This window comes from Inquilinus limosus MP06, assembly GCF_000767795.1.
In the GTDB taxonomy this organism is placed as follows: Bacteria; Pseudomonadota; Alphaproteobacteria; order DSM-16000; family Inquilinaceae; genus Inquilinus; species Inquilinus limosus_E.
The window spans coordinates 1-615 of sequence record NZ_JANX01001132.1; the positions used below are offsets into that span (position 1 = coordinate 1).

The 615-nt window shown below is 69.3% G+C and carries 1 protein-coding gene; it reads left to right on the forward strand.

All coding sequences use genetic code 11. From position 1 onward, the window contains the following. The coding region (locus tag P409_RS35620) for a DsbE family thiol:disulfide interchange protein (RefSeq protein WP_343285547.1) at positions 1 to 548 on the forward strand (548 nt) is incomplete at its 5' end. Positions 549 to 615: the final 67 nt, after the last annotated feature.

The window sequence follows — 615 nt, forward strand, 5'->3', positions numbered from 1 at the left end:
GAAGACAATCGATGCGCCGTCTCCTGTTCCTGCTGCCGCTGCTGCTGCTCGTGGCCCTCGCCGTCGGGGTCGGCACCAGGCTCCTGTCCGGCAGCGATCCGCAGGCCTTGCCCTCGGCCCTGATCGACAAGCCGCTGCCGGCCTTCGACCTGGCGGCGCTGCCCGGCCGCTCAGACGGGCTCTCGACCGGTGATTTCGGCAGCCGGCCGATGCTGCTGAACGTCTTCGCCAGTTGGTGCGTGCCGTGCTTGGCCGAGCATCCGGTGATCACCAAGCTCGGCCGCGAGGACGGCATCCCGGTCGTGGCCATCAACTACAAGGACAAGCCGGAGGACGCGCTGGCCTGGCTGAAGCGCAACGGCGACCCCTACCGCCGGATCGGCGCCGATGCCGATGGCCGCACCGCCATCGACCTCGGCGTCTACGGCGTGCCGGAGACCTTCGTGATCGACAAGGCCGGCCGCATCCGCTACCGGCATCCAGGCCCGCTGACCCCGGACATCGTCGACCGCGAGATCCGGCCGCTGCTGGCGGAGCTGGCGAAGTGAGCGCTTTCTTCTTCAGCAGAACAGTCCTTTCTTGTCCCCCCTCCTCCCGCGGGAGGGGGGTACGGGG